The organism is Streptomyces paradoxus, assembly GCF_014202475.1.
Lineage (GTDB): Bacteria > Actinomycetota > Actinomycetes > Streptomycetales > Streptomycetaceae > Streptomyces > Streptomyces paradoxus.
The window spans coordinates 593,663-619,823 of sequence record NZ_JACHGV010000004.1; the positions used below are offsets into that span (position 1 = coordinate 593,663).

Annotated in this window: 24 protein-coding genes; 16 read left to right on the top strand and 8 right to left on the bottom strand. The window is 72.7% G+C overall.

The genetic code is table 11. The annotated features are described in order from the left end of the window. Positions 1 to 112 precede the first annotated feature (112 nt). Entirely contained in the window at positions 113 to 1,291 is a 1,179-nt protein-coding gene (locus HNR57_RS17240) for a hypothetical protein (RefSeq protein WP_184560870.1), read from the top strand. 58 nt (positions 1,292 to 1,349) lie between these two features. Here HNR57_RS17240 and HNR57_RS17245 read toward each other — a convergent pair whose 3' ends face one another. Further along, on the bottom strand, positions 1,350 to 2,684 hold the full coding sequence (locus HNR57_RS17245; RefSeq protein ID WP_184560871.1) for a PH domain-containing protein: 1,335 nt from the start codon (positions 2,682 to 2,684) through the stop codon (positions 1,350 to 1,352). Next, entirely contained in the window at positions 2,681 to 3,211 is a 531-nt protein-coding gene (locus tag HNR57_RS17250) for a PH domain-containing protein (RefSeq protein WP_184560872.1), read from the bottom strand. The genes HNR57_RS17245 and HNR57_RS17250 overlap by 4 nt, the downstream gene beginning before the upstream one ends. Positions 3,212 to 3,242: 31 nt before the next feature. Here HNR57_RS17250 and HNR57_RS17255 point away from each other — a divergent pair, with 31 nt between their 5' ends. Beyond that, on the top strand, positions 3,243 to 4,394 hold the full coding sequence (locus HNR57_RS17255; RefSeq protein ID WP_184560873.1) for an NADH-quinone oxidoreductase subunit D: 1,152 nt from the start codon (positions 3,243 to 3,245) through the stop codon (positions 4,392 to 4,394). A gap of 21 nt (positions 4,395 to 4,415) precedes the next feature. On the opposite strand, the gene HNR57_RS17260 is transcribed toward HNR57_RS17255, so the two are convergent. Then, positions 4,416 to 5,417, bottom strand: coding sequence for an SAM-dependent methyltransferase (locus tag HNR57_RS17260; RefSeq protein WP_184560874.1), 1,002 nt, complete (start codon positions 5,415 to 5,417; stop codon positions 4,416 to 4,418). A 118-nt stretch (positions 5,418 to 5,535) separates the two neighbouring features. On the opposite strand from HNR57_RS17260, the gene HNR57_RS17265 reads away from it, so the two are divergent. Further along, positions 5,536 to 6,729, top strand: a complete 1,194-nt coding sequence (locus HNR57_RS17265) for a sensor histidine kinase (protein ID WP_184560875.1) — start codon at positions 5,536 to 5,538, stop codon at positions 6,727 to 6,729. A 57-nt stretch (positions 6,730 to 6,786) separates the two neighbouring features. Continuing rightward, positions 6,787 to 7,455, top strand: a complete 669-nt coding sequence (locus tag HNR57_RS17270; protein ID WP_184560876.1) for a response regulator — start codon at positions 6,787 to 6,789, stop codon at positions 7,453 to 7,455. A 24-nt stretch (positions 7,456 to 7,479) separates the two neighbouring features. Here HNR57_RS17270 and HNR57_RS17275 read toward each other — a convergent pair whose 3' ends face one another. Continuing rightward, positions 7,480 to 8,586, bottom strand: a complete 1,107-nt coding sequence (locus HNR57_RS17275) for a DUF5937 family protein (RefSeq protein WP_184560877.1) — start codon at positions 8,584 to 8,586, stop codon at positions 7,480 to 7,482. A gap of 159 nt (positions 8,587 to 8,745) precedes the next feature. On the opposite strand from HNR57_RS17275, the gene HNR57_RS17280 reads away from it, so the two are divergent. Further along, positions 8,746 to 8,949: a hypothetical protein gene (locus HNR57_RS17280; RefSeq protein ID WP_184560878.1), complete on the top strand. Its 204-nt coding sequence runs from the start codon at positions 8,746 to 8,748 to the stop codon at positions 8,947 to 8,949. On the opposite strand, the gene HNR57_RS17285 is transcribed toward HNR57_RS17280, so the two are convergent. Then, complete coding sequence (locus HNR57_RS17285) at positions 8,942 to 10,123, bottom strand: threonine aldolase family protein (RefSeq protein WP_184560879.1); 1,182 nt, start codon at positions 10,121 to 10,123, stop codon at positions 8,942 to 8,944. The genes HNR57_RS17280 and HNR57_RS17285 overlap by 8 nt on opposite strands. A 180-nt stretch (positions 10,124 to 10,303) precedes the next feature. Between HNR57_RS17285 and HNR57_RS17290 the strand changes: the two genes are divergently transcribed. The 10 genes from HNR57_RS17290 (at position 10,304) to HNR57_RS17335 (ending at position 18,615) form a co-directional block, all read left to right on the top strand. Next, on the top strand, positions 10,304 to 11,251 hold the full coding sequence (locus tag HNR57_RS17290) for a Rossmann-like and DUF2520 domain-containing protein (protein WP_184560880.1): 948 nt from the start codon (positions 10,304 to 10,306) through the stop codon (positions 11,249 to 11,251). After that, positions 11,248 to 12,249, top strand: a complete 1,002-nt coding sequence (gene panC, locus HNR57_RS17295) for a pantoate--beta-alanine ligase (protein WP_184560881.1) — start codon at positions 11,248 to 11,250, stop codon at positions 12,247 to 12,249. Before HNR57_RS17290 ends, panC begins: the two co-directional genes overlap by 4 nt. Next, entirely contained in the window at positions 12,246 to 13,955 is a 1,710-nt protein-coding gene (locus HNR57_RS17300; protein WP_184560882.1) for an L-aspartate oxidase, read from the top strand. The genes panC and HNR57_RS17300 overlap by 4 nt, the downstream gene beginning before the upstream one ends. 5 nt (positions 13,956 to 13,960) lie before the next feature. Beyond that, positions 13,961 to 14,935: a carboxylating nicotinate-nucleotide diphosphorylase gene (gene nadC / locus HNR57_RS17305; RefSeq protein WP_184560883.1), complete on the top strand. Its 975-nt coding sequence runs from the start codon at positions 13,961 to 13,963 to the stop codon at positions 14,933 to 14,935. A gap of 15 nt (positions 14,936 to 14,950) precedes the next feature. Beyond that, a complete protein-coding gene (locus tag HNR57_RS17310; protein ID WP_033310333.1) occupies positions 14,951 to 15,748 on the top strand; it encodes a type III pantothenate kinase in 798 nt (265 codons plus the stop codon). A gap of 236 nt (positions 15,749 to 15,984) precedes the next feature. Beyond that, entirely contained in the window at positions 15,985 to 16,641 is a 657-nt protein-coding gene (locus HNR57_RS17315) for a hypothetical protein (protein ID WP_246554662.1), read from the top strand. Positions 16,642 to 16,659: 18 nt separating this feature from the next. Further along, positions 16,660 to 16,848 carry a hypothetical protein gene (locus HNR57_RS17320; protein WP_184560884.1) on the top strand — a complete coding sequence of 63 codons (189 nt, stop codon included), beginning with the start codon at positions 16,660 to 16,662 and terminating at the stop codon, positions 16,846 to 16,848. Between the two features lie 184 nt (positions 16,849 to 17,032). Continuing rightward, positions 17,033 to 17,470: a BlaI/MecI/CopY family transcriptional regulator gene (locus HNR57_RS17325; RefSeq protein ID WP_246554723.1), complete on the top strand. Its 438-nt coding sequence runs from the start codon at positions 17,033 to 17,035 to the stop codon at positions 17,468 to 17,470. Between the two features lie 9 nt (positions 17,471 to 17,479). Continuing rightward, complete coding sequence (locus HNR57_RS17330) at positions 17,480 to 18,013, top strand: amino-acid N-acetyltransferase (RefSeq protein ID WP_031111859.1); 534 nt, start codon at positions 17,480 to 17,482, stop codon at positions 18,011 to 18,013. 266 nt (positions 18,014 to 18,279) lie between these two features. Continuing rightward, positions 18,280 to 18,615, top strand: a complete 336-nt coding sequence (locus HNR57_RS17335) for a histone-like nucleoid-structuring protein Lsr2 (protein ID WP_102910506.1) — start codon at positions 18,280 to 18,282, stop codon at positions 18,613 to 18,615. Between the two features lie 9 nt (positions 18,616 to 18,624). On the opposite strand, the gene HNR57_RS17340 is transcribed toward HNR57_RS17335, so the two are convergent. Continuing rightward, complete coding sequence (locus tag HNR57_RS17340; RefSeq protein ID WP_184560886.1) at positions 18,625 to 19,287, bottom strand: SCO3374 family protein; 663 nt, start codon at positions 19,285 to 19,287, stop codon at positions 18,625 to 18,627. Between the two features lie 430 nt (positions 19,288 to 19,717). On the opposite strand from HNR57_RS17340, the gene HNR57_RS17345 reads away from it, so the two are divergent. Next, positions 19,718 to 22,243 (top strand): ATP-dependent Clp protease ATP-binding subunit, encoded by a 2,526-nt coding sequence (locus tag HNR57_RS17345; protein WP_184560887.1) that lies wholly within the window; start codon positions 19,718 to 19,720, stop codon positions 22,241 to 22,243. Positions 22,244 to 22,308: 65 nt separating this feature from the next. On the opposite strand, the gene HNR57_RS17350 is transcribed toward HNR57_RS17345, so the two are convergent. Together HNR57_RS17350 and HNR57_RS17355 are read right to left on the bottom strand one after the other, a co-directional pair. Continuing rightward, entirely contained in the window at positions 22,309 to 25,371 is a 3,063-nt protein-coding gene (locus HNR57_RS17350; protein ID WP_184560888.1) for an NACHT domain-containing protein, read from the bottom strand. A 60-nt stretch (positions 25,372 to 25,431) separates the two neighbouring features. Next, a complete protein-coding gene (locus HNR57_RS17355; protein ID WP_184560889.1) occupies positions 25,432 to 26,064 on the bottom strand; it encodes an HAD family acid phosphatase in 633 nt (210 codons plus the stop codon). Positions 26,065 to 26,161 lie beyond the last annotated feature (97 nt).

Genomic DNA, 26,161 nt, shown 5'->3' on the forward strand with positions numbered 1-26,161 from the left:
CGTTTCGGTGTGGTTTTGTTTTTGCGGGGTGGGTCACCATGATTCGCCTACGCGCGGTAAGTTTCTGGCCATGCCACGTGGACGTCACCGCCATTCCCCGCCCCTTCACAGGATGCTGCCCCCGTCGGCGATCGCAGGCGTCTCCCTCGTCTGCGCGTTGGGGCCCTGGGTGTTCACGGAGCCGATGGTGCTCCGCGGTCTGGCCGCGGCCGCCGCGGCGACGGCGGTCATCGGCGCGGTCGTGCTGCGCCGTTGGGACACCCAGGCGGGCAAGCGCGTCGCCGACCTCACGCGCGCGCGTGCGAGCGACGAGTGGCGCTTCGAGGAGCGGGTCGCCGAACTGGAGGCCGACCTCGAGGAGTCGCGCGAGCTGCGAGCGAAGCTGGAGCAGCGGCTGCGCTCCAAGCGCACGGAACTGGCCGGTCTGCGCAACGAGCACGCCGCGCTGCTGCGCCGGTACGCCACGGCGGAGGCCGATCGCGCGAGCGTCCTCGAAGACCGCCGGATGCTGGAGATAGAGGCGACGGCTCCGGTACGGGCCGCGCTGCCGGCGGGAGCGCCGGACACGGCACCGGACGCGGACGGGACGCCTGCGGCTCCCGCCGCGGAGGAGGAGCCCGCGGTTCCCGCCGTGTTCTCCCCCGAGGGGTCCCGGCTGTTCCTGCGGGCCGCGGCCGCCCTCGCCCGGCTCGACGGCGAGACGGTCCCGGACCCGGACGGCGGCGGCGACGGCGACGGCGCGCCGAAGGACGAGGACGCGGAGCCCGAGCCGGAGCCGGAGCAGGAGAAACCGGAGCAGGAGCAGGCGGCACAGCAGGCGCCGGAGAACGAGGCGCAGGGGGAGTCCGAGGCGGACGACGGGCACGAGCGCACGACCGCCGAGACGTCCGTGCCGGGCGACGGGACCGCCGTGCCGGCCGACGGGACCGGCCAACTCCCCGAACCCGCGCGGGCCGAGCAGCCCGCGGGCCGGCGCTCCGGGCACTACACCGTGCCGACCGCCGTGGCCGTCCCGCCGCAGTCGCCGGTGCGCCGTCCGCAGGCCGGGGGCGGGTTCGACTTCTTCGGCACCAAGGCGGGCACCTCGCGGGCGGCCCTGGAGGCCGTGCAGAACGAGGACCTCGCCGATGTCGTCGGCCAGGAGGCGCTCGCCCTGCACAAGGCCGAGACGGAGGCCCGCTATAAGCCGGCCGATGAGGAGTCGCGCGGCATCGGCCAGGTCATCGATCTGACGGCGCACGACGAGACGGAGCAGATCGACGTACAGGGGCTGCGCAGCGCGGTGTCCTGACGCCTGTCCGACGGAGGGCCCCCCGGCTACGGCCGGGGGGCCCTCCGCGTTCGGACGGTCATGCCATCCAGCGGTCCGGCCGCGCGTCCCGGCGTCCCGTGCGGGACCGTTCCGCCTGCGCCGCCAGCAGCTCGCGCGCCTCGGCCGCGTCCCGCAGCCGGGCCCGCACCGTCTTGTTCGCGCCCGTGTCCACACACACGTCGGCGACGCCCCGGGCCCGCTCCCACGGTCCCTGCATCCTCCGTACGCTCTGCACCTTGGCGTGCGGCACCAGCGCCAGGCTCCGCCGCAGCAGCCCGGACCGGGAGGCGAACACCGCGTCAGTGACGGCCAGTCCGTACCCGCGCCACCACAGCGGCACGCACCAGCGGGCGCTGCGCGGCGCCGGTGACAGGGCCGCGGGCCCCGGCACGCTCACCCCGGGCAGCACGCGCGCGACGACGTCCTCGGCGATCTCGCGCGGAGCGACCGGTACCAGCACGGAGTTGGACGAGCCCGCCACGTCCAGTTCCACACGGACCCAGCCGCGCCGCCGCCACAGCAGCGGTTCCACGATCCGCACGGTCTGGACGCGCCCCGGCGGCACGGTCTCGTGGGACCGGTCCAGCAGCCCGTGGTCGATGCGCAGCCCGTCGGGCGACTCGGCCAGCGTCCAGTCGTACTCGGCGACGAACCGCCCGACGCTGCTCGCGCCCGCCGCGCCCAGCAGCGGCAGGGCGACCGCCAGGACCGTCCACAGGCTGTGGGTGGCCAGCCACAGCACCGGCGGGACGACGAGCGCCGCGGCCAGCGACACCCAGGTCGCGCCCGTCAGCACCAGCGACAGGGCGAGAACGCCGGGCGGCACCCGCAGCAGCTGCCGGGCCGGGGCCTCGCCGACCTCGTGCGCGGTCTCGGGTGCGAAACCGGCCGCCCGGGCGAGCAGTTCGGCCCGCAGCGCCCGCGCCTCGTCCGCGCCGAGGAAGGCCAGTTCGTCCTTCTTGTCGGTGCCTATGACGTCGAGTTTGAGCTTGGAGACGCCCGCGACCCGGGCGAGCAGCGGCTGGGTGACGTCGACGGCCTGGATCCGCTCCAGCCGGATGTGCGCGGTGCGCCGGAAGACGAGCCCGGTACGGATGCGCAGTTCGGACTCGGTCACCGCGAAGTGTGTGAACCACCAGGAGCAGAAGCCGTAGAGGGCGGCGGCCGGGACGATCACGGCGAGGCCGATCAGCAGGGTGGCCGTCGTCAGCCGGGTCAGATGGCGCTGCGCCCCGTCGGGGTCGTGCACGGCCCAACCGATCACTACGGCGACCGGTGCCCAGGCGCGGCGCAGCGGTGTGACCGGGTGCAGCCGCCGCTCGGTCACCTCGGCGGCGACCTCGGGGGCCTCGGCGGCCCCGGGCGCCGTCACAGCCCCGCCGACCGGGCTTCGCCCAGCTCGGTGAGCCGGTCGCGCAGCCGCTCCGCCTCGGCCGGGTCCAGGCCGGGGATGGTTGCGTCGGTCGCCGCGGCGGCCGTGTGCAGCTGCACGCTGGCCAGCCCGAAGTGCCGCTCGACGGGCCCGGAGGTGACCTCGACCAGCTGCATCCGCCCGTACGGCACGACGGTCTCCTCGCGCCACAGCACGCCCCGGCTGATCAGCAGGTCGTCGGCCCGCTCGGCGTACCGCCAGGAACGCCAGTTGCGCTCGGTCATCACCCAGCCCCAGGCCAGCAGGGCGAGCGGCGGCAGCGCGAAGGCGGCCCAGGCGGGCCCGGCCAGCAGCCCCGGCAGCAGCCCGGCGGCCAGGGTGATCAGCCCCAGCCACACCACCAGCAGCAGCCGGCGCATCTTGAGCAGGCCGGGCGGCAGCGCGATCCACACCGGCTCGCCCCCGGCCGCCCCGATCGTGCCCTGCGACGCGCCCGGTCCCGTGTCCCGCGGACTCCCCGTATCCATGGGGCCAGCGTACGTAGGAGAGACTGTGTCCATGACTCCTACGACGGAGACCATGGTCGGAATCGGCGGCGCCGCGGAGAGCACCGACATGGTGCTCAACATCGGGCCGCAACACCCGTCCACCCATGGCGTGCTGCGGCTGAAGCTCGTCCTGGACGGCGAGCGCATCCGGCACGCGGAGCCGGTGATCGGCTACATGCACCGCGGCGCGGAGAAGCTGTTCGAGGCGCGCGACTACCGTCAGATCATCATGCTCGCCAACCGCCACGACTGGCTGTCGGCGTTCTCCAACGAGCTGGGCGTGGTCCTCGCCGTGGAGCGGATGCTCGGCATGGAGGTCCCCGAGCGCGCGGTGTGGCTGCGCACGCTGCTCGCCGAGCTGAACCGCGTGCTCAACCACCTGATGTTCCTCGGCTCCTACCCGCTGGAACTGGGCGGTATCACCCCGATCTTCTACGCCTTCCGGGAGCGCGAGGAGCTCCAGCACGTCATGGAGGAGATCTCCGGCGGGCGGATGCACTACATGTTCAACCGGGTGGGCGGCCTCAAGGAGGACCTGCCGGCCGGCTGGACCACGCGCGCGCGCACCGCCGTCGCCGACGTGCGCTCCCGCATGGACCGCTTCGACGACCTGGTGCTCGGCAACGAGATCTTCCGCGGCCGCACGAGGGACGTCGGCGTCCTCACCCCGGAGGCCGTGCACGCGTACGGGGTCAGCGGGCCGATCGGCCGCGCCTCGGGCGTCGACTTCGACCTGCGCCGGGACGAGCCGTACCTCGCCTACGGCGACCTCCAGGACACGCTGAAGGTGGTCACCCGGCAGGAGGGCGACTGCCTGGCCCGCTTCGAGTGCCTCCTGGAGCAGACGCACAACGCGCTGGACCTGGCCGACGCCTGCCTGGACCGGCTCGCCGAGCTGCCGCCCGGGCCGGTCAACCAGCGCCTCCCGAAGGTCCTGAAGGCCCCCGAGGGCCACACGTACGCGTGGACCGAGAACCCCCTCGGCATCAACGGCTACTACCTCGTCAGCAAGGGCGAGAAGACCCCGTACCGGCTGAAGCTGCGCTCGGCGTCGTACAACAACATCCAGGCGCTGACGGAGCTGCTGCCGGGGACGCTGGTCGCCGACATGGTGGCGATCCTGGGGTCGATGTTCTTCGTGGTCGGCGACATCGACAAGTAGGGCGCAGCCACCGGCAGGGGCTCAGCCCTGGAACGGGTCCGGGATCCCGGCCGGCTGGACCAGCCAGCCGAAGTCGCCCAGCCCGGCCTCCGCGGTGAGCTCGGCGGCCTCCGAGGCGCTCGCGAGGGCGCGTACGTATGCGGCGGGGTCGGTGGAGGCCAGCGTGAGCGGGGGGCGCGCACCGGTCACGCCCAGGGCGCGCAGCGCCTCGCGCTGGGGGATCACGTGCCCGCCGGGCAGCGCGCACGCGTCCAGGGCGACATGCGCGGTGATGTCGCAGGAGCCGTCCGGGACCGGTGTCGTCTCGCGGCCCTCGCGGTAGCCGGTCAGCGTCCCGAACGGGGGCCGGGTGTCCGCCGTGTGCGCGTAGTCCACGGCCACGGCGAGCCCGCGCCCGAGCGTCGCGACCGCCGCGGCCCACGCCTCGTCCCGGGGCAGCCCGATCTCGGCCCGCAGTCCCTCCTCGCCGGGCAGCGGCCACCAGCGCCGGAGCCATCGCGCCTGTGCCCCGGCCACCGGCTCCCCGAGCCGCTCGCTCCCGTCCCGCCGGACCAGCACCAGCCGCGCGACGCCCGCGGCGTCCACCTCCGCGACCTCCAGGGGCACGTTGTCCAGCCACTCGTTGGCGAACAGCAGCCCGGTCGTCCGCTGCGGGGGCTCGGCCAGCCACTCGATCCGGTGATCGAGCCCGGCCGGCCGCCCGGCGATGTCGACGGCGTACGCGCGCGTGCGGGCCGCCACCTCCGCGGGCAGCGCGGCGAGCACCCCGCCCGTCAGCTCGCCCCGCCCGGCCGCCATGTCGACGAAGTCCAGGGCGGCGGGCCGCCCCAGCGCCTCGTCGACCCGGCACAGCAACCGTGCCACGGCCCCGGCGAACAGCGGCGACGCGTGCACGGACGTCCGGAAGTGCCCGGCCGGTCCCTCCGTGCGCCGGTAGAAGCCCCCCGGCGCGTACAGGGCGTCCTGCGCCGCCGCACGCCACCCGCGCCACTCACGCCACTCTTGCCTCGTCCCTGCCGTCACCGGCCCAGGCTATGCGGACACAACGAACGCAACTCCACCTTGCGGAGTACGCGCGCCCGGTGCGGATCGGTCCTCCGGTTGACCCCTGCACCTATCGCGCTTCCCTACGCTGGGTTACGTGCAGCGCCTCTATGACTTCCTCCGCAGGCACCCGATGTGGGTCGACGGCTTCTGGGCCGTGGTCCTCCTCGGGATTTCGGTGCTGGGCGGGGCCGCCGGCGAGCGGATCGGCCCGTGGGCCGCTGTCCTTCCGGTCACGCTGCTGCTGAGCCTCGTGGTCGCGCTGCGCCGCCGGATGCCGGAGAAGATGCTGCTGCTGGCGGCCGCGGTCGGCGTGGTGCAGCTGGTGACCGACGTCGCGATCCTGCCCGCCGACTTCGCCATGCTGGTGATCGTCTACACGGTCGCGGTGGAAGGTGCCCGCTGGGCCTCCCGCTTCGCGCTGGTCGCCGGTCTGTGCGCGGCCCCCCTGGCGCAGCTGCGCTGGTCGAACGAGCAGACGGGTGTGGCGGGCGACATCGCCCTGGCGGTCCTCCAGACCGTCCCCTTCGCCCTCGCCTGGGTGCTCGGCGACTCCATCCGCACCCGGCGCGCCTACTTCGCGCAGCTGGAGGAGCGGGCCGCCCGCCTGGAGAAGGAGCGCGAGGCGCAGTCCAAGGTCGCCGTCGCCGCCGAACGGGCCCGGATCGCCCGCGAGTTGCACGACGTCGTCGCGCACAACGTCTCGGTGATGGTGGTTCAGGCGGACGGCGCCGCCTATGTCCTCGATGCCGCGCCCGACCAGGCGAAGAAGGCCCTGGAGACCATCTCCTCCACCGGCCGCCAGGCCCTCGCCGAGATGCGCCGCCTGCTCGGCGTGCTGCGCACCGGCGAGCACCAGGAAGCCGGCGAGTACGTGCCGCAGCCCGACGTGCAGCAGATCGAGGACCTCGTCGAGCAGTGCCGCACCTCCGGACTGCCCGTCGACTTCAAGGTCGAGGGCACGGCCCGCCCGCTGCCCAGCGGCGTCGAGCTCACCGCCTACCGCATCGTGCAGGAGGCGCTCACCAACACCCGCAAACACGGCGGCCCCAACGCGGGCGCGAGCGTCCGCCTGGTCTACTTCGACGACGGCCTCGGCCTGCTCGTCGAGGACGACGGCAAGGGCGCCCCGCACGAGCTGTACGAGGAGGGCGGGTTCGACGGCCAGGGCCACGGTCTGATCGGCATGCGCGAGCGGGTCGGTATGGTCGGCGGCACCCTGGACGCGGGTCCGCGCCCGGGCGGAGGATTCCGCATCAGTGCCCTGCTGCCGCTCAAACCCGCGCACTGACGCCGGCACACGCCCCCGACTGACACCTGTAACGACCCCCGATAGGGAAGAGGCCCGATGACGATCCGCGTGATGCTCGTCGACGACCAGGTGCTGCTGCGCACCGGGTTCCGGATGGTGCTCGCCGCCCAGCCGGACATGGAGGTCGTGGCGGAGGCGGGCGACGGCGTCGAGGCCCTCCAGGAACTGCGCACGACCGAGGTCGACGTGGTGTTGATGGACGTCCGCATGCCGAAACTCGACGGGGTGGAGACGACCCGCCGGATCTGCGAGGACACCGACCCGCCGAAGGTGCTCATCCTGACCACGTTCGACCTCGACGAGTACGCCTTCTCCGGGCTGAAGGCGGGCGCCTCCGGCTTCATGCTCAAGGACGTGCCGCCGGCCGACCTCCTGGCCGCGATCAGGTCCGTGCACAGCGGCGACGCGGTCGTGGCGCCCTCCACCACCCGGCGCCTGCTGGACCGCTTCGCACCGATGCTGCCGGGCACCCAGCAGCCGCAGCACAAGGAGCTGGAGCGGCTCACCGAGCGGGAGCGCGAGGTCATGGTGCTGGTCGCGCAGGGGCTGTCCAACGGCGAGATCGCGGCACGCCTGGTGCTGTCGGAGGCGACGGTGAAGACGCACGTGGGCCGCATCCTGACCAAGCTCGGGCTCCGGGACCGGGTGCAGGTCGTGGTGCTGGCCTACGAGACGGGGCTCGTGCGGGCCGGCGGGCACGGCTGACCCGCGGCCCGGGCCGCCTGCCGGCTACCTGAGGATCCCCTCCAGGAACTCGCTGCCGAGCCGGGCCACCACTGTCACGTCCAGCTGGTGCAGGACGTAGCGGCCGCGGCGGCGGGTGGTGATCAGACCCGCCTTCTTCAGCACGGCCAGATGCCGGGATATCTCCGGGGCCGTCATGCCGTGCGCCTGCGCCAGCTCGCTGGTGGTGTGCGCGCTGCGGGCCAGATGGCGGCACATGCGCATCCGCACCGGGTGGGACAGCGCGGTCATCCGCATGGCCAGCTGTTCCAGCGTCTGCGGTGCGGCGAGCTCCGGGGAGCCGACCGGGTAGTGCAGCACCGGCCGCCAGCCGTAGCGGTGCAGGACCATCAGATGCGGCCAGCCGAGGCTGGTCGGGACGAGCAGCAGGCCGCCGTCGCCCGTGGCCGTACGGCCGTCGCCCAGCTTGTCGACCGAGATCCGGTCAGCCGTCTCGTCGAGCGTGATCGCCGGGGACACCGCGGCCAGCGCCCCGGCCAGGCCCTTGCGCCGCAGCAGGTCCGTCTTGTGCCGGGCGTCCGCCGCCAGCTGGTGGCGCAGCCGGGACCAGGCCTCCGCGAAGAACGCCTCGTCGCAGTCCCGGAGGAACTGCCGCAGCCAGGCCCGGATCCTGGGCGGATCGGCCAGCAGGCGCTCGCCGAAGCGCAGTTGCCGCGGTCCGCGCGCCGCGGCCAGGTCCAGTGCCCGGCGGCGCGTCTCCTCGTCGGACAGCGCCGTCGGCCCGCACTCGCCGTAGCCCACGGCACAGGTGAACTCCAGCGCCGCGTCCACGAACTGCTCGTCGGACAGCTTGTCGAGCTGGTCCAGCTCCTCGGCGAGGGTGGCCGCCGGCAGCGCGTGCCGGTCCGGCAGACCCGCCCAGGGCAGGAACAGGTCCGAGAACGTCGTCCGCCACAGGAAGTCCGCCTCGCACATCCGGTCGGCCAGATGCGGGTCGAGCCGGGCCGTCACGCCCGTCACCCAGCCCTGCAGGCCCGGGTGGTGCGCCGGTTCGGACAGCGCGTGCAGCGCCATGCCGAGCTCGGCCAGGGGCGAGGGCACGACGGCGACCTCCTCCGGACGCAGCCCCGCGATGTCGATGTGCACGCTCATGCCCTCATGGTGCACGCGGCCACTGACAACGCCCCCGTCGATTGACGGGCCTCGTCAATCGACGCGACGCCGGGTGCGGCGCGGGCGCACGGTGGGACCACGGGGGCAGCCGCGGAGCCTTCGGACCTCCATCACCCCGTCCCCCAGAGGCGATTCACCATGAGCATCACGCAGCAGTACCTCCTCGACGCCTACCGCGCGCACTCCCTCGGTGAGCCCGTCCCGCCCGCGCCGGGCACCCACGACCGGCGGGTCGTACGGGAGTGGCGCGGCGAACGGCGGTTGCGCGCCGTCCTCGCGGGCCGCCCGGTCCGCCACCGGTTCCGGGACGCCCTGGGCCGGTGGCGGCGCCGCCCTACCTGACCTGCTCCGGCAGCCGGGCCACGAACTCCGCCACCGCCGCCTTCACGTCCTCGGCGGTCCACTCCAGCCCGGCGGCCCGCACATGCACCTCGGTCAGCGCCAGCCCGGGCCCGCCCCGGTCCCAGGCGCTGCCGAACAGCATGACCCCCGTTTCCCCAGCCGCCCGCACCGCGGCCTCCCCGAGGACGTCCGGCTCGTACGGCAGCCACACCTGGAAGTCGTGGGTGTGAGGCACCTCCGGGTGCACGCGCGCCCACGGCACCCCGGCCGCCGCGAAGCCCTCGCGCAGGGCGGCGGCCACCACGCGCGCGTGGGCCACGTACTCCGGCAGCCGGGGCAGCTGCCGCTCCAGCCCGACCAGCGCCGACAGCGCCGTGGGGAACTGCTGGAAGACCATCCCGCCGTACCGGTGGCGCCAGGCCTTCGCCTCCTCGACGAGCTCCGCGGGGCCCGCGAGCGCCGCGCCGCCGAACGCCTCGAGGGACTTGTAGAACGAGACGTAGACGCTGTCGGCCAGGCCCGCGATCTCCGACAGGGGCCGGCCGAAGTGGACGGTGGACTCCCAGAGCCGGGCCCCGTCGAAGTGCACCACCGCGTCCCGGTCCCGCGCGGCCTGGACGACCTCGGTGAGCTCCTCCCAGGCGGGCAGCACGAAACCGGCGTCCCGCAGGGGCAGTTCCAGCATCAGCGCCCCGAAGGGCTCCTCGAAGTCGCGTACCTCGGCGGCGGTCGGAAGCCGCGGCTCGCTCGTCAGCCGCAGCGTGCGCAGGCCCCCGAGCTCGCTGAACGCGTTCCGCTCGTGCACCTCGGGATGGCTGAGCGCGTGCAGGGCGACAGCCGGGTTCCCGGTGCGGCCCGCCCAGCAGCGCAGGGCCACCTGCTGGGCCATCGTGCCCGTCGGGAAGAACGCGGCTGCCTCGGTGCCGAGCAGCCCGGCGACCTTCGTCTCCAGCGCCTCGACGACACCGTCGCCGTACACGTCGGACAGCTGGTCGAGGTCGTGGACGGCCGCTGCCTTCTCCAGCAGCGCCAGGCGTTCCCGGAGGGTCTGCTGGAAGCCGAAGCGCGCGAACACACGCCGGGCCCTGTGATGGGCGGCCAGCCGCCGCTCGCGCAGCGGTGCGCCCCTGCCCTCGTGCGTCACCGGGTCGTCGTGTTCCGCCGTATCGGTCATGCCCGGGATCCTCCCGCGCGCGGGCGGCCCCGGGCATCCGCATTTCCGTGGGCCGTCCCGGTGCTGCCGCACGGGCGTGCACAGCCTGTGGACGACCGAACGCCCCCGAACCGATCGCGTTAACATGACGAGAAATCGTCCGGTACCCGGAGCGGACTGGAACGGGAAGGCCGCCGTCGAGTGAACACAACCCCACAGCCAGACCCCAAGGACCGCCCCGCGCGGCTCACCGTCGGCGTCGTCGGCGCCGGCCGCGTGGGTCCCGCGCTGGCGGCGTCCCTGCAGCTCGCCGGGCACCGCCCGGTCGCCGTCTCCGCCGTCTCGGACGCGTCCCGGCGCCGCGCCGGGCAACTGCTGCCCGACGTACCGGTGATGCCGCCCGCCGAGGTCCTCCAGCGGGCCGACCTGGTGCTGCTGACCGTTCCCGACGACGCCCTGCCCGGCCTGGTCGCCGGCCTCGCCGACACCGGGTCCGTACGGCCGGGCCAGCTCCTCGTCCACACCTCCGGGCGGTACGGCGCGCGGGTCCTCGACCCCGCCCTGCGCGCGGGCGCCCTGCCGCTCGCCCTGCATCCCGCGATGACCTTCACGGGCACGCCCGTGGACGTCCAGCGCCTGGCCGGCTGCTCCTTCGGCGTCACCGCGCCCGAGGAACTGCGCCTGGCCGCCGAGGCCCTGGTCATCGAGATGGGCGGCGAGCCGGAGTGGATCGCCGAGGAGAACCGGCCGCTCTACCACGCGGCCCTCGCCCTGGGGGCCAACCACCTGGTCACGCTGGTCGCCCAGTCCATGGAGCTGCTGAGCGCCGCCGGCGTCTCGGCCCCCGACCGGATGCTCGGCCCACTGCTCGGCGCGGCCCTGGACAACGCCCTGCGCTCCGGCGACGGCGCCCTCACCGGCCCGGTCGCGCGCGGGGACGCGGGCACCGTCGCCGCGCACGTCACCGAGCTGCGCCGGCACGCCCCGCAGACCGTCGCCGGCTACCTGGCGATGGCCCGCGCGACCGCCGACCGGGCCCTGGCCCACGGCCTGCTCAAGCCGGAACTCGCCGAGGACCTCCTCGGGGTACTCGCCGACGGCACCGACGGCACCGACGGCACCGACGGCACCGAAGGGGACGCCCGATGACCACCACCCTGCTGCGCACCGCCGGGGAACTGCACGCACGCGCGCGTGCGGGCCGCCGCGCCGTGGTGATGACCATGGGCGCGCTGCACGAGGGCCACGCCACACTGATCCGCACCGCGCGCGGTATCGCCGGGCCCGACGGCGAGGTGGTCGTCACCGTCTTCGTCAACCCGCTCCAGTTCGGCAAGGGCGAGGACCTCGACCGCTACCCGCGCACCCTGGACGCCGACATCGAGCTCGCCGGGCAGTCGGGCGCGGACGTCGTGTTCGCGCCCTCCGTGGACGAGGTCTACCCCGGCGGCGAGCCCGAGGTCCGCATCACCGCCGGCCCCATGGGCGAGCGCCTGGAGGGCTCCTCCCGCCCCGGCCACTTCGACGGCATGCTCACCGTCGTCGCCAAACTCCTGCACCTCACCCGCCCCGACGTCGCGCTGTACGGGCAGAAGGACGCCCAGCAGCTGGCGCTGATCCGCCGCATGGTGCGGGACCTGAACTTCGGCGTGGAGATCGTCGGCGTGCCCACCGTCCGCGAGGAGGACGGCCTGGCCCTGTCCAGCCGCAACCGTTACCTGTCCGCCGCGGAGCGGCGCACCGCCCTCTCCCTGTCCGGGGCCCTGTTCGCGGGCCAGGACCGGCACGCCGCGCAGGAGGCGCTGCGGGCCCGGGCCCGCGAGGTGCCGGCCACCCGCGCGCGTGCCGAGGCGCTCAGCGCCATAGGGGAGTCCCGCGCGGCGGCCGACACGCACGCCGTCGCGACGGCCGTCCCGGGCGGCCCGGCCGCCGTCCGCGCCGCCGCCCGCCAGGTCCTCGACGAGGCCGCGCGCCTGGACCCGCCGCTCGCGCTGGACTACCTCGCACTGGTCGACCCGTCCGACTTCACCGAGATCGGGGACGACTTCACGGGCGACGCGGTCCTCGCCGTCGCCGCCCGGGTCGGGGCGACCCGGCTGATCGACAACATCGCTCTCACCTTCGGAAGCTTCGGAGCCGCCTCGTGACCACCACAGGCATACGACTGCACGCGCCCGCCGCCGGGTGGTCCATCGCCGCGGACGTGGTCGTCGTCGGCTCCGGCGTCGCCGGGCTGACCGCGGCCCTGCGCTGCGAGGCCGCCGGCCTGCGGACGGTCGTCGTCACCAAGGCCCGTCTCGACGACGGCTCCACCCGCTGGGCCCAGGGCGGCATCGCCGCGGCCCTCGGCGAGGGCGACACCCCCGAGCAGCACCTCGACGACACCCTGGTGGCGGGCGCGGGCCTGTGCGACGAGGAAGCGGTCCGCCTCCTCGTCACCGAGGGCCCCGACGCGGTACGCCGCCTCATCGAGACCGGCGCCCGGTTCGACGAGTCCGAGGGCGAGCTGGCACTGACCCGTGAGGGCGGTCACCACCGCCGCCGCATCGCCCACGCAGGGGGTGACGCCACCGGCGCCGAGATCTCCCGCGCCCTGGTCGAGGCCGTCCGCGCGCGGGGCATGCGCACCGTCGAGAACGCGCTCGTCCTGGACCTCCTCACGGACGCCGAGGGCCGCACGGCCGGTGTCACCCTGCATGTCATGGGGGAGGGCCAGCACGACGGCGTGGGGGCCGTCCACGCCCCCGCGGTGGTCCTCGCCACCGGCGGCATGGGCCAGGTCTTCTCCGCCACCACCAACCCGTCGGTGTCGACGGGCGACGGCGTGGCGCTCGCGCTGCGGGCGGGCGCTGAGGTCAGCGACCTGGAGTTCGTCCAGTTCCACCCGACCGTGCTGTTCCTCGGCCCGGACGCGGAGGGCCAGCAGCCCCTGGTCTCCGAGGCCGTGCGCGGCGAGGGCGCCCACCTGATCGACGCCGACGGCGTGCGCTTCATGGCCGGACAGCACGAACTCGCCGAACTGGCCCCCCGCGACATCGTCGCCAAGGGCATCATGCGCCGCATGCAGGAGCAGGACGCCGAGCACATGTTCCTCGACGCCCGGCACTTCGGCGCCGAGATGTGGGAGCACCGCTTCCCGACGATCCTCGCCGCCTGCCGCGCCCACGGCATCGACCCGGTCACGGACCCCATCCCGGTCGCCCCGGCCGCCCACTACGCCTCCGGCGGCGTCCGCACCGACTCCCACGGCCGTACGACCGTCCCCGGCCTGTACGCGTGCGGCGAGGTCGCCTGCACCGGCGTGCACGGCGCCAACCGGCTGGCGTCCAACTCCCTGCTCGAAGGCCTCGTCTACGCCGAGCGCATCGCGGCCGACATCGCGGCGAACGGCCTGCACGCGCGCGTGCCCCAGCCGCTCCCGTACCCGGAGATCCCCGAGCACCCCCTGCAGACCGCCGAAGCCCGGTTCGCGATCCAGCGGATCATGACGGGCGGGGCGGGCGTCCTGCGCTCGGCGGGCTCCCTCACCAAGGCCGCCGACCAGCTCCAGCGCCTGCACACCGACGCCCGGGAGGCCCTCGCCGAGAACGGCAAGACGGCCGAGGCCGGCGTCGACACCTGGGAGGCCACCAACCTCCTGTGCGTGGCCCGCGTCCTGGTCGCCGCCGCCCTGCTGCGCGAGGAGACCCGCGGCTGCCACTGGCGCGAGGACCGCCCCGAGCGCGACGACAGCGCCTGGCGCCGGCACATCGTCGTGACCCTGAACCCGGACCGCACGCTGGCCGTGCACACCACGGACACCACAGACTTCCCCCCGACGACTTTCCCGCCCCAGGCCCCCCAGGAGCAGTGACCGACGTGAGCACCCCCGACCTTCCCCTCGCCTCCTCCGGAGGCTGCTCAGACGGCTGCGCCTGCGGCGCGGACGACGAGGCATACCTGGAGTGCGGCCTGGACCCCGCACTCGCCCAGCTCCTGGCCGACGCCGGCCTCGACCCCGTCGAGGTCGAGGACATCGCCAACGTCGCCCTCCAGGAGGACCTGGCCCACGGCGTAGACGTGACGACGGTGGCGACCATCCCCGAGGACGCGGTGGCCACGGCCGACTTCACCGCCCGCGAGGCGGGCACGGTGGCCGGCCTGCGCATCGCCGAGGCGGTCGTCTCGGTGGTCTGCGAGGAGGAGCTGGAGATCGAGCGGCACGCCGAGGACGGCGACCGCGTCGAGGCGGGACAGAAGCTCCTCTCCGTCACCACCCGCACCCGCGACCTCCTCACGGCCGAGCGCAGCGCGCTGAACATCCTGTGCCGCCTGTCGGGCGTCGCGACGGCCACGCGCGCGTGGGCGGACGTCCTGGACGGCACCAGGGCCAAGGTTCGCGACACCCGCAAGACCACGCCGGGCCTGCGCTCCCTGGAGAAGTACGCGGTCCGCTGCGGCGGCGGCGTCAACCACCGCATGTCCCTCTCCGACGCGGCGCTCGTCAAGGACAACCACGTGGTCGCGGCGGGTGGTGTCGCCCAGGCCTTCCAGGCGGTCCGCGAGCGCTTCCCCGACGTCCCCATCGAGGTCGAGGTCGACACCCTGGACCAGCTCCGCGAGGTCCTGGACGCCGGCGCCGACCTGATCCTGCTGGACAACTTCACGCCGGGCGAGTGCGCGGAGGCCGTCGCGATCGTCGGGGGCCGCGCCGCCCTGGAGGCCTCGGGCCGCCTCACCCTCGACAACGCCAAGGCCTACGCGGACACCGGCGTCGACTACCTGGCCGTCGGGGCCCTCACCCACTCCTCGCCGATCCTGGACATCGGCCTCGACCTGCGGCCGGCGGAGTAGGGAGCGGGTCGGGCCATGCTGCTGACGATCGACGTAGGAAACACCCACACCGTGCTCGGCCTGTTCGACGGCGACGAGATCGTCGAACACTGGCGCATCTCCACGGACGCGCGCCGCACGGCCGACGAGCTGGCGGTCCTCCTCCAGGGCCTGATGGGCATGCACCCGCTCCTCGGCGACGAACTGGGCGACGGCATCGACGGCATCGCCATCTGCGCCACCGTCCCCTCGGTCCTGCACGAACTCCGCGAGGTGACGCGCCGCTACTACGGCGACGTCCCGGCGGTCCTCGTGGAGCCGGGCGTCAAGACGGGCGTCCCGATCCTGACCGACAACCCCAAGGAGGTCGGCGCGGACCGCATCATCAACGCGGTCGCCGCGGTCGAGCTCTACGGCGGCCCCGCGATCGTCGTCGACTTCGGCACCGCGACGACGTTCGACGCGGTCAGCGCGCGCGGCGAGTACGTCGGCGGGGTCATCGCGCCCGGCATCGAGATCTCCGTCGAGGCCCTGGGCGTCCGCGGCGCCCAGCTCCGCAAGATCGAGGTGGCCCGGCCGCGCAGCGTGATCGGCAAGAACACGGTCGAGGCGATGCAGTCGGGCATCATCTACGGCTTCGCCGGCCAGGTCGACGGCGTGGTCAACCGCATGGCCCGCGAGCTGTCGCAGGACGCCGACGACGTCACCGTCATCGCCACGGGCGGGCTGGCACCGATGGTCCTGGGCGAGTCCTCGGTGATCGACGAGCACGAACCGTGGCTGACGCTGATCGGGCTGCGGCTGGTCTACGAGCGGAACGTGTCGCGCATGTGAGTCTGCCGGGGCGGGCGGGAGCGCGTTGCGAGGACGAGGTCGCTGTCCTGCACCCCCCGGCGGCGCCCGGTGCGTCGGGTCGCGGGGCCCGGCCGCGCGCTGTCCACGGCAAGTGAGCGCATCCGTCCGAAGGCGTCGGCGGTCGCGTCCACGACGCTCTGGGCGGGACGAGTGGTCCCCCACGCCACACCCGCCCCCTATGCGAGATTTGTCTGATTAGCGCGTATCGTCGCCACATGCCCACGCCATACGGATCCCGCGGCGGCATGGCGTTCGGCGTGGAGGAGCTGCGTGTGCTCCGCCGCGCTCTCGCCCTTGCCCTCCACCCCAGCCCTGCCTCGGCCGACGACGTCCAGGACTGTCTCCGTCTCGCAGAGTCGCTCGACGAGGCGCTGCGGGAGGGGGTCAGGCTGCGTGCCTTCCTCGTGGCCGACCTGGGCCGCTACCGCGCCGCCCTCCCCGGCACCGCCGCCGGCTACCTCGCGCTCCTGGACGAGGCGCTGGGCGCCGGCTACCGCCCCCTGCCCGACGACCACGCCGCCCTGCGCGCCCTGCGCGGCAACCCCGCCGCAGCGGCCCTGCTGGACCGCTGCACGGTCACACCCCTCACCACCGCGCCTCTCCCCGCGACCGCCATCCCCGGCTCCCGCACCCCCCTGCTGGCGCTCCCCGGGGGCCGCCGCGCCCCCGCCGGTGACTCCGCGGGAGACGGCCCGCAGAAGCAGCCCGAGAAGAAGCCGGCACGCAAGCCGCCGGCGCCCAAGCCCGCCCCGGCCCCCGCCCCGGGGACCCCGAAGCCCTCCCGCCCGATTCCCACCCCGGGCGAGGTCTTCCCGCGCCGCAAGCCGGCCCCGCCGCCCCCGGCCAACCCCCAGCAGCTCGCCGCGGGCTGACGTGGCTACCCTGGATCCATGGACTACGTCTCCGCGCTCCTGCCCCCGGCCGTCATGGCCGTCTTCTTCATCGGCGTGATCCGGGTGATCGTGAAGACCCAGGGCGGCGCCAACAAGGCCAAGGAGGACGCGGCCGTGGACGCCGCCCTCGCGCGCGTGGAGGGTGCCCGCCAGTCCACCGCGACACCCCCGAAGGCCGACGCCTGACCCCACTCCCTCCGAGGGCGTACGACTCGGCGGACCCGCAGCTCGCGGCGCCCGCACTTTCGAGTCGTACGCCCTTTTTGTTCCCGTTCGCCGGTGAAGCGCACGTCCGCCACGCCATAACCGGGATCTCCCACTATTGTTCTGAGCTGTGCCTCGCCCATTGGGAGAACTCGAAGACGCGGTCATGTCGCGGGTGTGGAAGTGGAACCGCCCGGTGACCGTTCGAGAAGTCCTGGAAGATCTTCAGAAGGAGCGGTCCATCGCGTACACCACCGTGATGACCGTTTTGGACAATCTCCATCAGAAGGGCTGGGTGCGCCGCGAGGCGGAAGGCCGCGCCTATCGATATGAGGCCGTCTCCACCCGCGCCGCCTACGCGGCCGCCCTGATGAACGACGCCTGGTCGCAGAGCGACAACCCCGCGGCCGCTCTCGTCGCCTTCTTCGGCATGATGAGCGAGGAACAGCGCCGGTCACTCACCGATGCCGTACGCATCGTCCAGGGCCCACAAACCCAGGAACCGACCGAACCGTCGGAATCCGCGGAAGCGGCCGAAGGAGCGGAACCCCGCCAAGGCTCACCGGAGAACCCCGCCTCCGCTCAGGACCACGGTGGGCGATAGCGTCCCGTCATGTCCGCGAAGAGCCCCGAAGCCACCGCAAAAGCCATCACCGTCCGACGGGCCCGCACCAGCGATGTCCCCGCCGTGCGTGGTCTCCTTGACGCCTACGTCCGCGGCCGCATCCTGCTCGACAAAGCGACGGTGACGCTTTACGAGGACATCCAGGAGTTCTGGGTCGCGGAACGGGACGACAACGCCGAGGTCGTCGGCTGCGGCGCGCTGCACGTGATGTGGGAAGACCTCGCGGAAGTCCGCACTCTCGCGGTGAAGCCCGGCCTGAAGGGGGCGGGTGTCGGACACCGGGTGCTGGAGAAGTTGCTGCAGACCGCCCGCTGGCTCGGCGTGCGCCGCGTTTTCTGCCTGACCTTCGAAGTCGACTTCTTCACCAAGCACGGCTTCGTGGAGATCGGTGAGACGCCCGTCGACACGGATGTCTACGCGGAGCTGCTGCGTTCCTATGACGAAGGCGTCGCGGAGTTCCTCGGACTCGAACGAGTGAAACCGAACACCTTGGGCAACAGCCGGATGCTTCTGCATCTGTGATCGCCGGGCGCTAGTGGGCCGCGAGAGCGTCCCGCCGGTTCGTCAAGGCATATTCCGCGACGCCCGCCCTGCCCCGGTGCCCTATGTCCGAAACGCACATGTTTCCGGACCGGGCCCGGGCTGCCGGTCTCTGCCGGGGGTTTGTGTTTTCCCGGCAAAAGCGGTTTGCTTTCCGAGGTACTGCAGTACTGCATATAACAGGGGACGGCGATACGGCGGACGCCGGCACACCCCGGCCCTTGAAGATATCGATGAAAGGAAATCCGGTGGCACAGAAGGTTCAGGTCCTTCTTGTCGACGACCTCGACGGTGGCGAGGCGGACGAGACCGTGACGTTCGCGCTGGACGGCAAGACGTACGAGATCGATCTCACCACTGCCAATGCGGACAAGCTCCGTGGCCTTCTCGATCCTTACGTGAAGGGCGGTCGGCGTACCGGAGGCCGTGCTTCGGGCGGGCGCGGAAAGGCGCGCGCCGCGTCGAGCGGCAGCCAGGACACCGCGGCGATCCGCGCCTGGGCGAAGGAGAACGGCTACGAGGTCAACGACCGCGGCCGTGTTCCCGCGACCATCCGCGAGGCTTACGAGAAGGCCAACGGCTGAACAGCGGCACTACCGACCCTGCGCAGGCAAGGCCGGTGGCTGGGCGCCCGTGCGCCGCAGCCGGACCCGGTGACACAGCGTGGCCACCGTGTCCACCAGCCGCACGAGATCGGGGACGTCCCCACCGCTCCCCAGCGCCGACAGCGTCGGCAGCGAGGCCTCGACCTCGCATCCCGGCTCGGGGGGCCGCAGCCACACGGCGGCCCCCTGGGAACCGAACCGGCCGGGCGGCGGCGACGCGACCCTGAGCGGTGCGTCCCCCTCCTCCTCGCGGGGCACCGGGGGCGACGGCGCCTCCATGAGACCGCCCGCGCCGATCGCCACGAGATCCAGCGGCAGGGACCCCCAGTCCAGCCACTCCAGCAGCCCGGGAAGCTCCTCCGCGCTGCCCGCGGCCACCAGGAACAGCATCCGGTCGCCGTGCAGGGCGACGGGAGAGCCCGGCGTCAGGCGCCGCAGCGCCGCATACCCCGCCTCCGCCGGGACGTCCAGGACGTCGTAGCGCACCCCCACCACCAGCCGCGGCGGATCGCCGGGCACCGTCGGCCACCCGAGTTCGTTCTCGTACCAGCGCCGGACCTGACCGCTCGCGCCGGCCACGTCGAGCGGCCGGCGAGGGAGCGGAAGGAACCGGGATGCGGACGCGATCAACGGGTGAGGGGCGCCGAACATGCCAAGTGCAACAGCCGGAAGGCCGTGCGGGTTACGGTGGGTGGCGCCATGAGCGCACAAAGTGGCGAAATGGGGGCGTGCGGGGGGCGCGGGCAGGCGCAAGGTTGTTCGCCCGTAGCGGAGGGAACGGGGCCGCTCGGCATGGACTTCCGGTCCCCGCGGGTAAGACATCCCTAGTGGGAGGGGGCGACACGCAGGAAAGGCCGTCTCACGTTCGCCATCGGCGTACTGGCGAGTGGGGTATCTGCCTGGCCTGCGGGAACATCGTCTCGCACCATCGGGTTGGAGCAGATGTCGGCGTTCGGGGTCAGGAGGCCAAGGACGGTGTCGGCAGTTGGAATGAGCGGTCCCCGCTTGCGGGACTAAGCTGCGGAAGGACAGGGAGGGGAAGTTCCCCCCACTGCCTGACCGCTCTGAGGAGCGATTAACGATGTTCGAGAGGTTCACCGACCGCGCGCGGCGGGTTGTCGTCCTGGCTCAGGAAGAAGCCCGGATGCTCAACCACAACTACATCGGCACTGAGCACATCCTCCTGGGCCTGATCCACGAGGGTGAAGGTGTCGCCGCCAAGGCCCTTGAGAGCCTCGGGATTTCGCTCGAGGCGGTCCGCCAGCAGGTGGAGGAGATCATCGGCCAGGGCCAGCAGGCCCCGTCCGGCCACATCCCCTTCACCCCCCGTGCCAAGAAGGTCCTGGAGCTGTCGCTCCGCGAGGCCCTTCAGCTGGGCCACAACTACATCGGCACGGAGCACATCCTGCTCGGCCTGATCCGCGAGGGCGAGGGCGTCGCCGCCCAGGTCCTCGTGAAGCTGGGCGCAGATCTGAACCGCGTGCGGCAGCAGGTGATCCAGCTGCTCTCCGGTTACCAGGGCAAGGAGACCGCCACCGCCGGCGGTCCTGCCGAGGGCACCCCCTCCACGTCCCTGGTCCTCGACCAGTTCGGCCGGAACCTCACCCAGGCCGCTCGTGAGTCCAAGCTCGACCCGGTCATCGGGCGCGAGAAGGAGATCGAGCGGGTCATGCAGGTGCTGTCCCGCCGTACGAAGAACAACCCGGTGCTGATCGGTGAGCCCGGCGTCGGCAAGACCGCCGTCGTCGAGGGCCTCGCCCAGGCCATCGTCAAGGGCGAGGTGCCCGAGACCCTCAAGGACAAGCACCTCTACACCCTGGACCTCGGCGCCCTGGTCGCCGGCTCCCGCTACCGCGGTGACTTCGAGGAGCGCCTGAAGAAGGTCCTCAAGGAGATCCGCACCCGCGGCGACATCATCCTGTTCATCGACGAGCTGCACACGCTGGTCGGTGCGGGTGCCGCCGAGGGCGCCATCGACGCCGCGAGCATCCTCAAGCCGATGCTGGCCCGTGGTGAGCTGCAGACCATCGGTGCGACCACGCTGGACGAGTACCGCAAGCACCTGGAGAAGGACGCGGCCCTGGAGCGCCGCTTCCAGCCCATCCAGGTCGCGGAGCCGTCCCTGCCGCACACGATCGAGATCCTGAAGGGCCTGCGCGACCGTTACGAGGCCCACCACCGCGTCTCCATCACGGACGAGGCGCTGGTCCAGGCCGCCACCCTGGCCGACCGGTACATCTCGGACCGCTTCCTGCCGGACAAGGCGATCGACCTGATCGACGAGGCCGGTTCCCGGATGCGCATCCGCCGGATGACCGCGCCGCCGGACCTGCGCGAGTTCGACGAGAAGATCGCCGGCGTCCGCCGCGACAAGGAGTCCGCGATCGACTCGCAGGACTTCGAGAAGGCCGCCTCCCTGCGCGACAAGGAGAAGCAGCTCCTCGCCGCCAAGGCCAAGCGGGAGAAGGAGTGGAAGGCCGGCGACATGGACGTCGTCGCCGAGGTCGACGGCGAGCTGATCGCCGAGGTCCTCGCGACCGCCACCGGCATCCCGGTCTTCAAGCTCACCGAGGAGGAGTCCTCCCGCCTGCTGCGCATGGAGGAGGAGCTCCACAAGCGGGTCATCGGCCAGAACGACGCCGTCAAGGCGCTGTCGAAGGCGATCCGCCGTACGCGTGCCGGTCTGAAGGACCCCAAGCGTCCCGGTGGCTCGTTCATCTTCGCCGGCCCGTCCGGTGTCGGTAAGACCGAGCTGTCCAAGGCGCTCGCCGAGTTCCTCTTCGGCGACGAGGACGCGCTGATCTCCCTCGACATGTCGGAGTTCAGCGAGAAGCACACGGTCTCGCGTCTCTTCGGTTCGCCCCCCGGCTACGTGGGCTACGAAGAGGGCGGCCAGCTGACGGAGAAGGTCCGCCGCAAGCCGTTCTCGGTCGTCCTGTTCGACGAGGTCGAGAAGGCCCACCCGGACATCTTCAACTCGCTGCTGCAGATCCTGGAGGACGGTCGCCTGACCGACTCCCAGGGCCGGGTCGTGGACTTCAAGAACACGGTCATCATCATGACGACCAACCTCGGCACCCGGGACATCTCCAAGGGCTTCAACCTGGGCTTCGCAGCCCAGGGCGACACCAAGTCCAACTACGAGCGCATGAAGAACAAGGTCTCGGACGAGCTCAAGCAGCACTTCCGGCCCGAGTTCCTCAACCGCGTCGACGACGTGGTCGTCTTCCCGCAGCTCAGCCAGGACGACATCCTCAAGATCGTCGACCTGATGATCGACAAGGTCGACGAGCGCCTGAAGGACCGGGACATGGGCATCGAGCTCTCCCAGTCCGCCAAGGAGCTGCTGTCCAAGAGGGGCTACGACCCGGTGCTGGGTGCGCGTCCGCTGCGTCGCACCATCCAGCGCGAGATCGAGGACTCGCTGTCGGAGAAGATCCTCTTCGGCGAGCTGCGCCCCGGTCACATCGTGGTCGTCGACACGGAGGGCGAGGGCGAGACCAAGACCTTCACCTTCCGCGGCGAGGAGAAGGCGGCTCTCCCGGACGTCCCGCCGATCGAGCAGGCGGCCGGTGGCACGGGTCCGAACCTGAGCAAGGACGCGTAAGCGTCACGGCCGAGTGAAAGGGGCCGGTGCCTTCCGGGGCACCGGCCCCTTTCGCGTGCCCGGGGTCAAATGCGGAAGATCTCGGCGCTGGGGAAGAGCTCGGCGTAGGGGTCGAGGGGCTCCGTGCCGATGAGCGGGGTGGCGACGCCCACGGTGCGCAGGCCCGGCAGGCGCGAGGCGAGGACCCGCAGCGCTTCCGGGGGCGGCGGGTCCGCGAGGAACTGAAGATCCCGGACGCCGGGCAGTTCCGGCATGGCGTCGTGTGCGTAGGCCTCGGGCTGCCCGTAGAGCGACAGCGTGGTGAGCGCCGGGAGGCCGGCCACCTCGGACCAGTCCTCGGCACTGAGGCGCTGCCCGCCGGACACGCCGAACGCGAGGGACTGGAGCGTGGGCCACCGGGTCAGGCCGCGCAGCCCCGTCGAGCGGATGGACCCCATCCCCAGGAAGAGACTCAGCAGGGGCGCCTCGACGGGGAGGACGTCGGTGAGGACGTCCCCCGGAAGGCTCTGGGCGATGGAGAGCCGTGTGAGCAGCGTCAGTGACCCCAGCCCGGTGAGGTCCGCTCCGCGGTCGAAGACCGACAGGTCGGTGAGCGGCAGGTCCGCCAGGCTCGACAGGCCCACGGCGTCCGGGCAGCGCTGGAGCCACAGGGAGGTCAGGGACCGGAACGCCCGCAGCTCGCCCAGATCCCCGAGGCCCGGGTTGTTCCGCAGGTGCAGGAGGCGGACCCCGGAAGGGTCGGGGACGCAGTCGATGAGCCCGGCAGCGGTGATCGGGCCGTCGAACCGCAGTCTCTGCCAGGGGCGCATCAGGCGGAGCGCCGCCCTCTGCTCGGCCGACTCGCAGACCAGGGAGAGACCGTCCCGCTCCAGGTGGTCGAGCACCTCGATCGCGTACTCGCGCGTGTCGAAGCGGCTCCAGGTGCCGGCCAGCTGGCGCCGGACGTCCAGATCCGGATGCTCGCGGAAGCGGCGCAGCACCGCCAGGGCGCCCTCGTCCTCCTCCGCCCCGAGCAGTGAGGCGGTGACGGCGACGCCGTGGGCTTCCTCGGCGGTCAGCCCGTCCGGCCCGGGCAGCAGCTCCAGGACCAGCGGGCCCGCCTCCGCGAGGGCCTTCGCCTCCTCCGTCGTACGCGGCGGGACGAGCGCCCCGGCCCGTTCCTCCACCTCCGCCCGCACCCCGGGATCCAGGGCCGCGGCGTGTTCGAGGCAGGCCAGGGCGAGGAGGGTCAGCCGCGGGGCGCCCTCGGCCAGCAGCCGGCGCAGCAGGGTCGCCCGTTCCCGGGGCCGGGCGTGCGCGACCGCCATGCGGATCACGTCCTCCCAGAGACTGTCGCCCGCGTGGCCCGTGAGGACGTCCAGATGGCCCTCCTCGACGGCGTACCGGGCGCCCAGGTAGTCCTGGAAGGTGCGGTGGACGAAGTCGACGACGCCCTCGCCGGGGCGGCGCAGCAGGCCGCTGCGGAGCAGGAGCGCGCGCAGCACCGCCTCGGCGTCACCCCGGCCCGATCCCGGCGCGACGACCGGCAGACAGCGGGCCACGATGCCCTCGGCCGTCTCCAGGTCCATCTCCGTGTTGCCGCTCAGCACCAGCGCGTAGGCGAGCCGCTGGAGCACCTCCAGCTGGGCCTCCTCGCCCAGCTCGACGCCGTCCACCGCGCCCATGCCCCGTTCCCGGTCGCGGCGGGCGAGCAGCATCGCGAGGGCGGCGTCGTACAGCTCCTTGCGGCCGGTGGGGAGGTAGCCCCGCCGCTCCCGGTGAAGGGCGCAGATCAGGCCGCACATCAACGGGTTGGTGGCGAGGCGGGCCAGGTCGCGTTTGGTGCGCAGGGAGTCCAGGAGCTGTGTCTCGTACTCGGGCGCCTGCGCGGCCGCGTGCCAGCGGTGCACGAACGTCGCCACGTCGGCGCGGCGCATCGGCGTGAGGGTCAGTTCCCGGAAGCCCTCGGTGGCCAGCCAGTCCGGGCGTACGGCGGTGGGACGCGAGGTCAGCAGCCAGTGGTTGCCGGGGAAGGCGTGGATCAGGGCGAGCAGCCAGTCACGGGTGCGGTGCCGGTCGGCGGCCGGGATCTCGTCCAGGCCGTCGACCAGGACCAGCCCGCGCCCGGCGGCCAGGACGCGTTCCGCCCAGCCCTCCGGCGGGGTGAGGGGGCAGGCCACCGCCGTGAGAAAGGCCGCGGGCGCGGGGAGCGCGCCCGAGCGGACCAGGGTGCGCAGGGGGAGGACGAACGGGACGCGGGTCGCGCCCCGGGCGGCGGTCACCGCCAGCCACTGCACCAGTGTGGTCTTGCCGGAGCCGGCGTCGCCGCGCAGCAGGACCCGGTCGTGGCTGCTGAGTGCCTCCTCGGCGGGTAGCCGGGCGGCGGCGGTGGCGGCGCCCGTGTGCTCGCCCGGTGGCCCGTCGGACACACCGGTCTGCTCGCCGCTCGTCGCCTCCAGGCTGAGGTAGGCGACTTCCAGGGGCCAGCGGTCCGGGGAGTCCCGCAGGTCGATGCCGTAGATGGTGATGTGGTTGTGGCGCTCGGCGACGTACGGCAGGTAGCGGCGTTCGAAGGCGGCGTCGCGGGCGAACGGGCGGGGGGTACGGGTGAGCAGCTCGTCGACCTTGGCGATCAGTTCGGCCTGGCCGCGGGTCTGTTCGACGAGGGAGCGGGCGACGAAGGTGGAGCGGCGGGTGAAGAACTCCAGGATGTTCAGGCACGCCCACTCGGTCGCGTGGTCGAGGAAGTGGCAGGAGTCGGCGGACAGCCCGTCGGGTGGCAGGGCCGCGTGGTGCAGCTTCTCGGCCAGTTCGCGGTGGCCCAGGCGGACCGCCTGGACGTCGTCCATGTCGAGGTCGCCGAGGGCGAGCAGCCTGCGGGCCAGGGTGTCGGTGACCGCGATCCGCTCGTCGGGCGGGAAGGGCTGCTCGCCGGGGGAGTCCACCGACTGCGCCACGAGCTGCGCGGCGAGTCTGTGGACGTCCCGGTCGTCCAGGGTGCGTTTCTCGCCACGGAAGGACACGAGAGCGGACAGGCGTACGGGCTTGTCGACGAGGCCCGCTCCCGGTCCCTCCGGGCGGAAGAGCTTCCTCAGCAGCGGGGTCACCAGTGCGGACGCCAGCTTGCCGCCGAGTACCGTCGGATCCAACCGCCCCACCCCCGTGATCGCGTGAACGGGGGTGAGACTACCGGCAGTTGACCAGGCGGGTCAGGACAGCTGCCCGTCGTAGTCCGGCAGTTTGTACGTCTTCTCGGCATGGCCGCCCGAGAGGTCGGTGCTGCTGTTGCCGATGTTCGCGATGATCGTGTAGCCCTTGCGTTCGATGTCGACGCGCTGGGCCGTCTTGTACTCGGCGACGTTCTTGAAGAGGTCGATGAAGTTGCGGACGTAGAGCCCCGAGACCTGGTAGCCGGTCTGCTTCAGGTTGTACTGGGTGAACGAGGCGATGATGTCCGGCCGGGCGGTCACGAAGAACAGGGCGACGCCGCGTTCCTGCGCGTATCTGGCGGCCTCCAGGACCGGCTTGTTGGCCGGTTGCGGGTAGCTGAAGCCGAAGTCCGTCTCCAGCGCGGTGTTGTCGATGTCGAGGACGATCGCCTGCTTCTCGCCCGGCTTCGCGGCCGCGATCCGCTGCTTCAGGTAGGGCAGCGCCTGGTTCATCACGGCCTGGCAGTCCTTCTGCCAGGTGCCGTAGTCGACGTCCGCGGCCGCGGACGTGGTGGTGGCCGTGGCGGCCTGGGGGGCGGTGGTGGCGTCGGCCGGTGCGGCCATCGCCAGGAGGGCCGTGGCCGAGACGGCGGTCACTGATGCGCGGCGCAACCAGGGGCGTCTGGTCTGCATGTCGTGGGGGTCCTCTCACGTCCGTGACGCTGCCAACATGTCGTGTGCATGCTTGTGCGCGAGGGTGGCGCGAAGGGAACCGTAGGGTTACCGGGCG

Excerpts from the sequence above, each read along its gene's own strand:
- panC (WP_184560881.1), top strand. The coding sequence starts at position 11,248 with ATGACCACCACCCTGCTGCGCACCGCCGGGGAACTGCACGCACGCGCG.
- HNR57_RS17275 (WP_184560877.1), bottom strand. The coding sequence starts at position 8,586 with ATGAGCGTGCACATCGACATCGCGGGGCTGCGTCCGGAGGAGGTCGCC.
- HNR57_RS17310 (WP_033310333.1), top strand. The coding sequence starts at position 14,951 with ATGCTGCTGACGATCGACGTAGGAAACACCCACACCGTGCTCGGCCTG.
- HNR57_RS17320 (WP_184560884.1), top strand. The coding sequence starts at position 16,660 with ATGGACTACGTCTCCGCGCTCCTGCCCCCGGCCGTCATGGCCGTCTTC.
- HNR57_RS17240 (WP_184560870.1), top strand. The coding sequence starts at position 113 with ATGCTGCCCCCGTCGGCGATCGCAGGCGTCTCCCTCGTCTGCGCGTTG.
- HNR57_RS17270 (WP_184560876.1), top strand. The coding sequence starts at position 6,787 with ATGACGATCCGCGTGATGCTCGTCGACGACCAGGTGCTGCTGCGCACC.
- HNR57_RS17340 (WP_184560886.1), bottom strand. The coding sequence starts at position 19,287 with ATGTTCGGCGCCCCTCACCCGTTGATCGCGTCCGCATCCCGGTTCCTT.
- HNR57_RS17255 (WP_184560873.1), top strand. The coding sequence starts at position 3,243 with ATGACTCCTACGACGGAGACCATGGTCGGAATCGGCGGCGCCGCGGAG.
- HNR57_RS17345 (WP_184560887.1), top strand. The coding sequence starts at position 19,718 with ATGTTCGAGAGGTTCACCGACCGCGCGCGGCGGGTTGTCGTCCTGGCT.
- HNR57_RS17285 (WP_184560879.1), bottom strand. The coding sequence starts at position 10,123 with ATGACCGATACGGCGGAACACGACGACCCGGTGACGCACGAGGGCAGG.
- HNR57_RS17355 (WP_184560889.1), bottom strand. The coding sequence starts at position 26,064 with ATGCAGACCAGACGCCCCTGGTTGCGCCGCGCATCAGTGACCGCCGTC.
- HNR57_RS17280 (WP_184560878.1), top strand. The coding sequence starts at position 8,746 with ATGAGCATCACGCAGCAGTACCTCCTCGACGCCTACCGCGCGCACTCC.
- HNR57_RS17250 (WP_184560872.1), bottom strand. The coding sequence starts at position 3,211 with ATGGATACGGGGAGTCCGCGGGACACGGGACCGGGCGCGTCGCAGGGC.
- HNR57_RS17325 (WP_246554723.1), top strand. The coding sequence starts at position 17,033 with ATGTCGCGGGTGTGGAAGTGGAACCGCCCGGTGACCGTTCGAGAAGTC.
- HNR57_RS17315 (WP_246554662.1), top strand. The coding sequence starts at position 15,985 with ATGCCCACGCCATACGGATCCCGCGGCGGCATGGCGTTCGGCGTGGAG.
- HNR57_RS17330 (WP_031111859.1), top strand. The coding sequence starts at position 17,480 with ATGTCCGCGAAGAGCCCCGAAGCCACCGCAAAAGCCATCACCGTCCGA.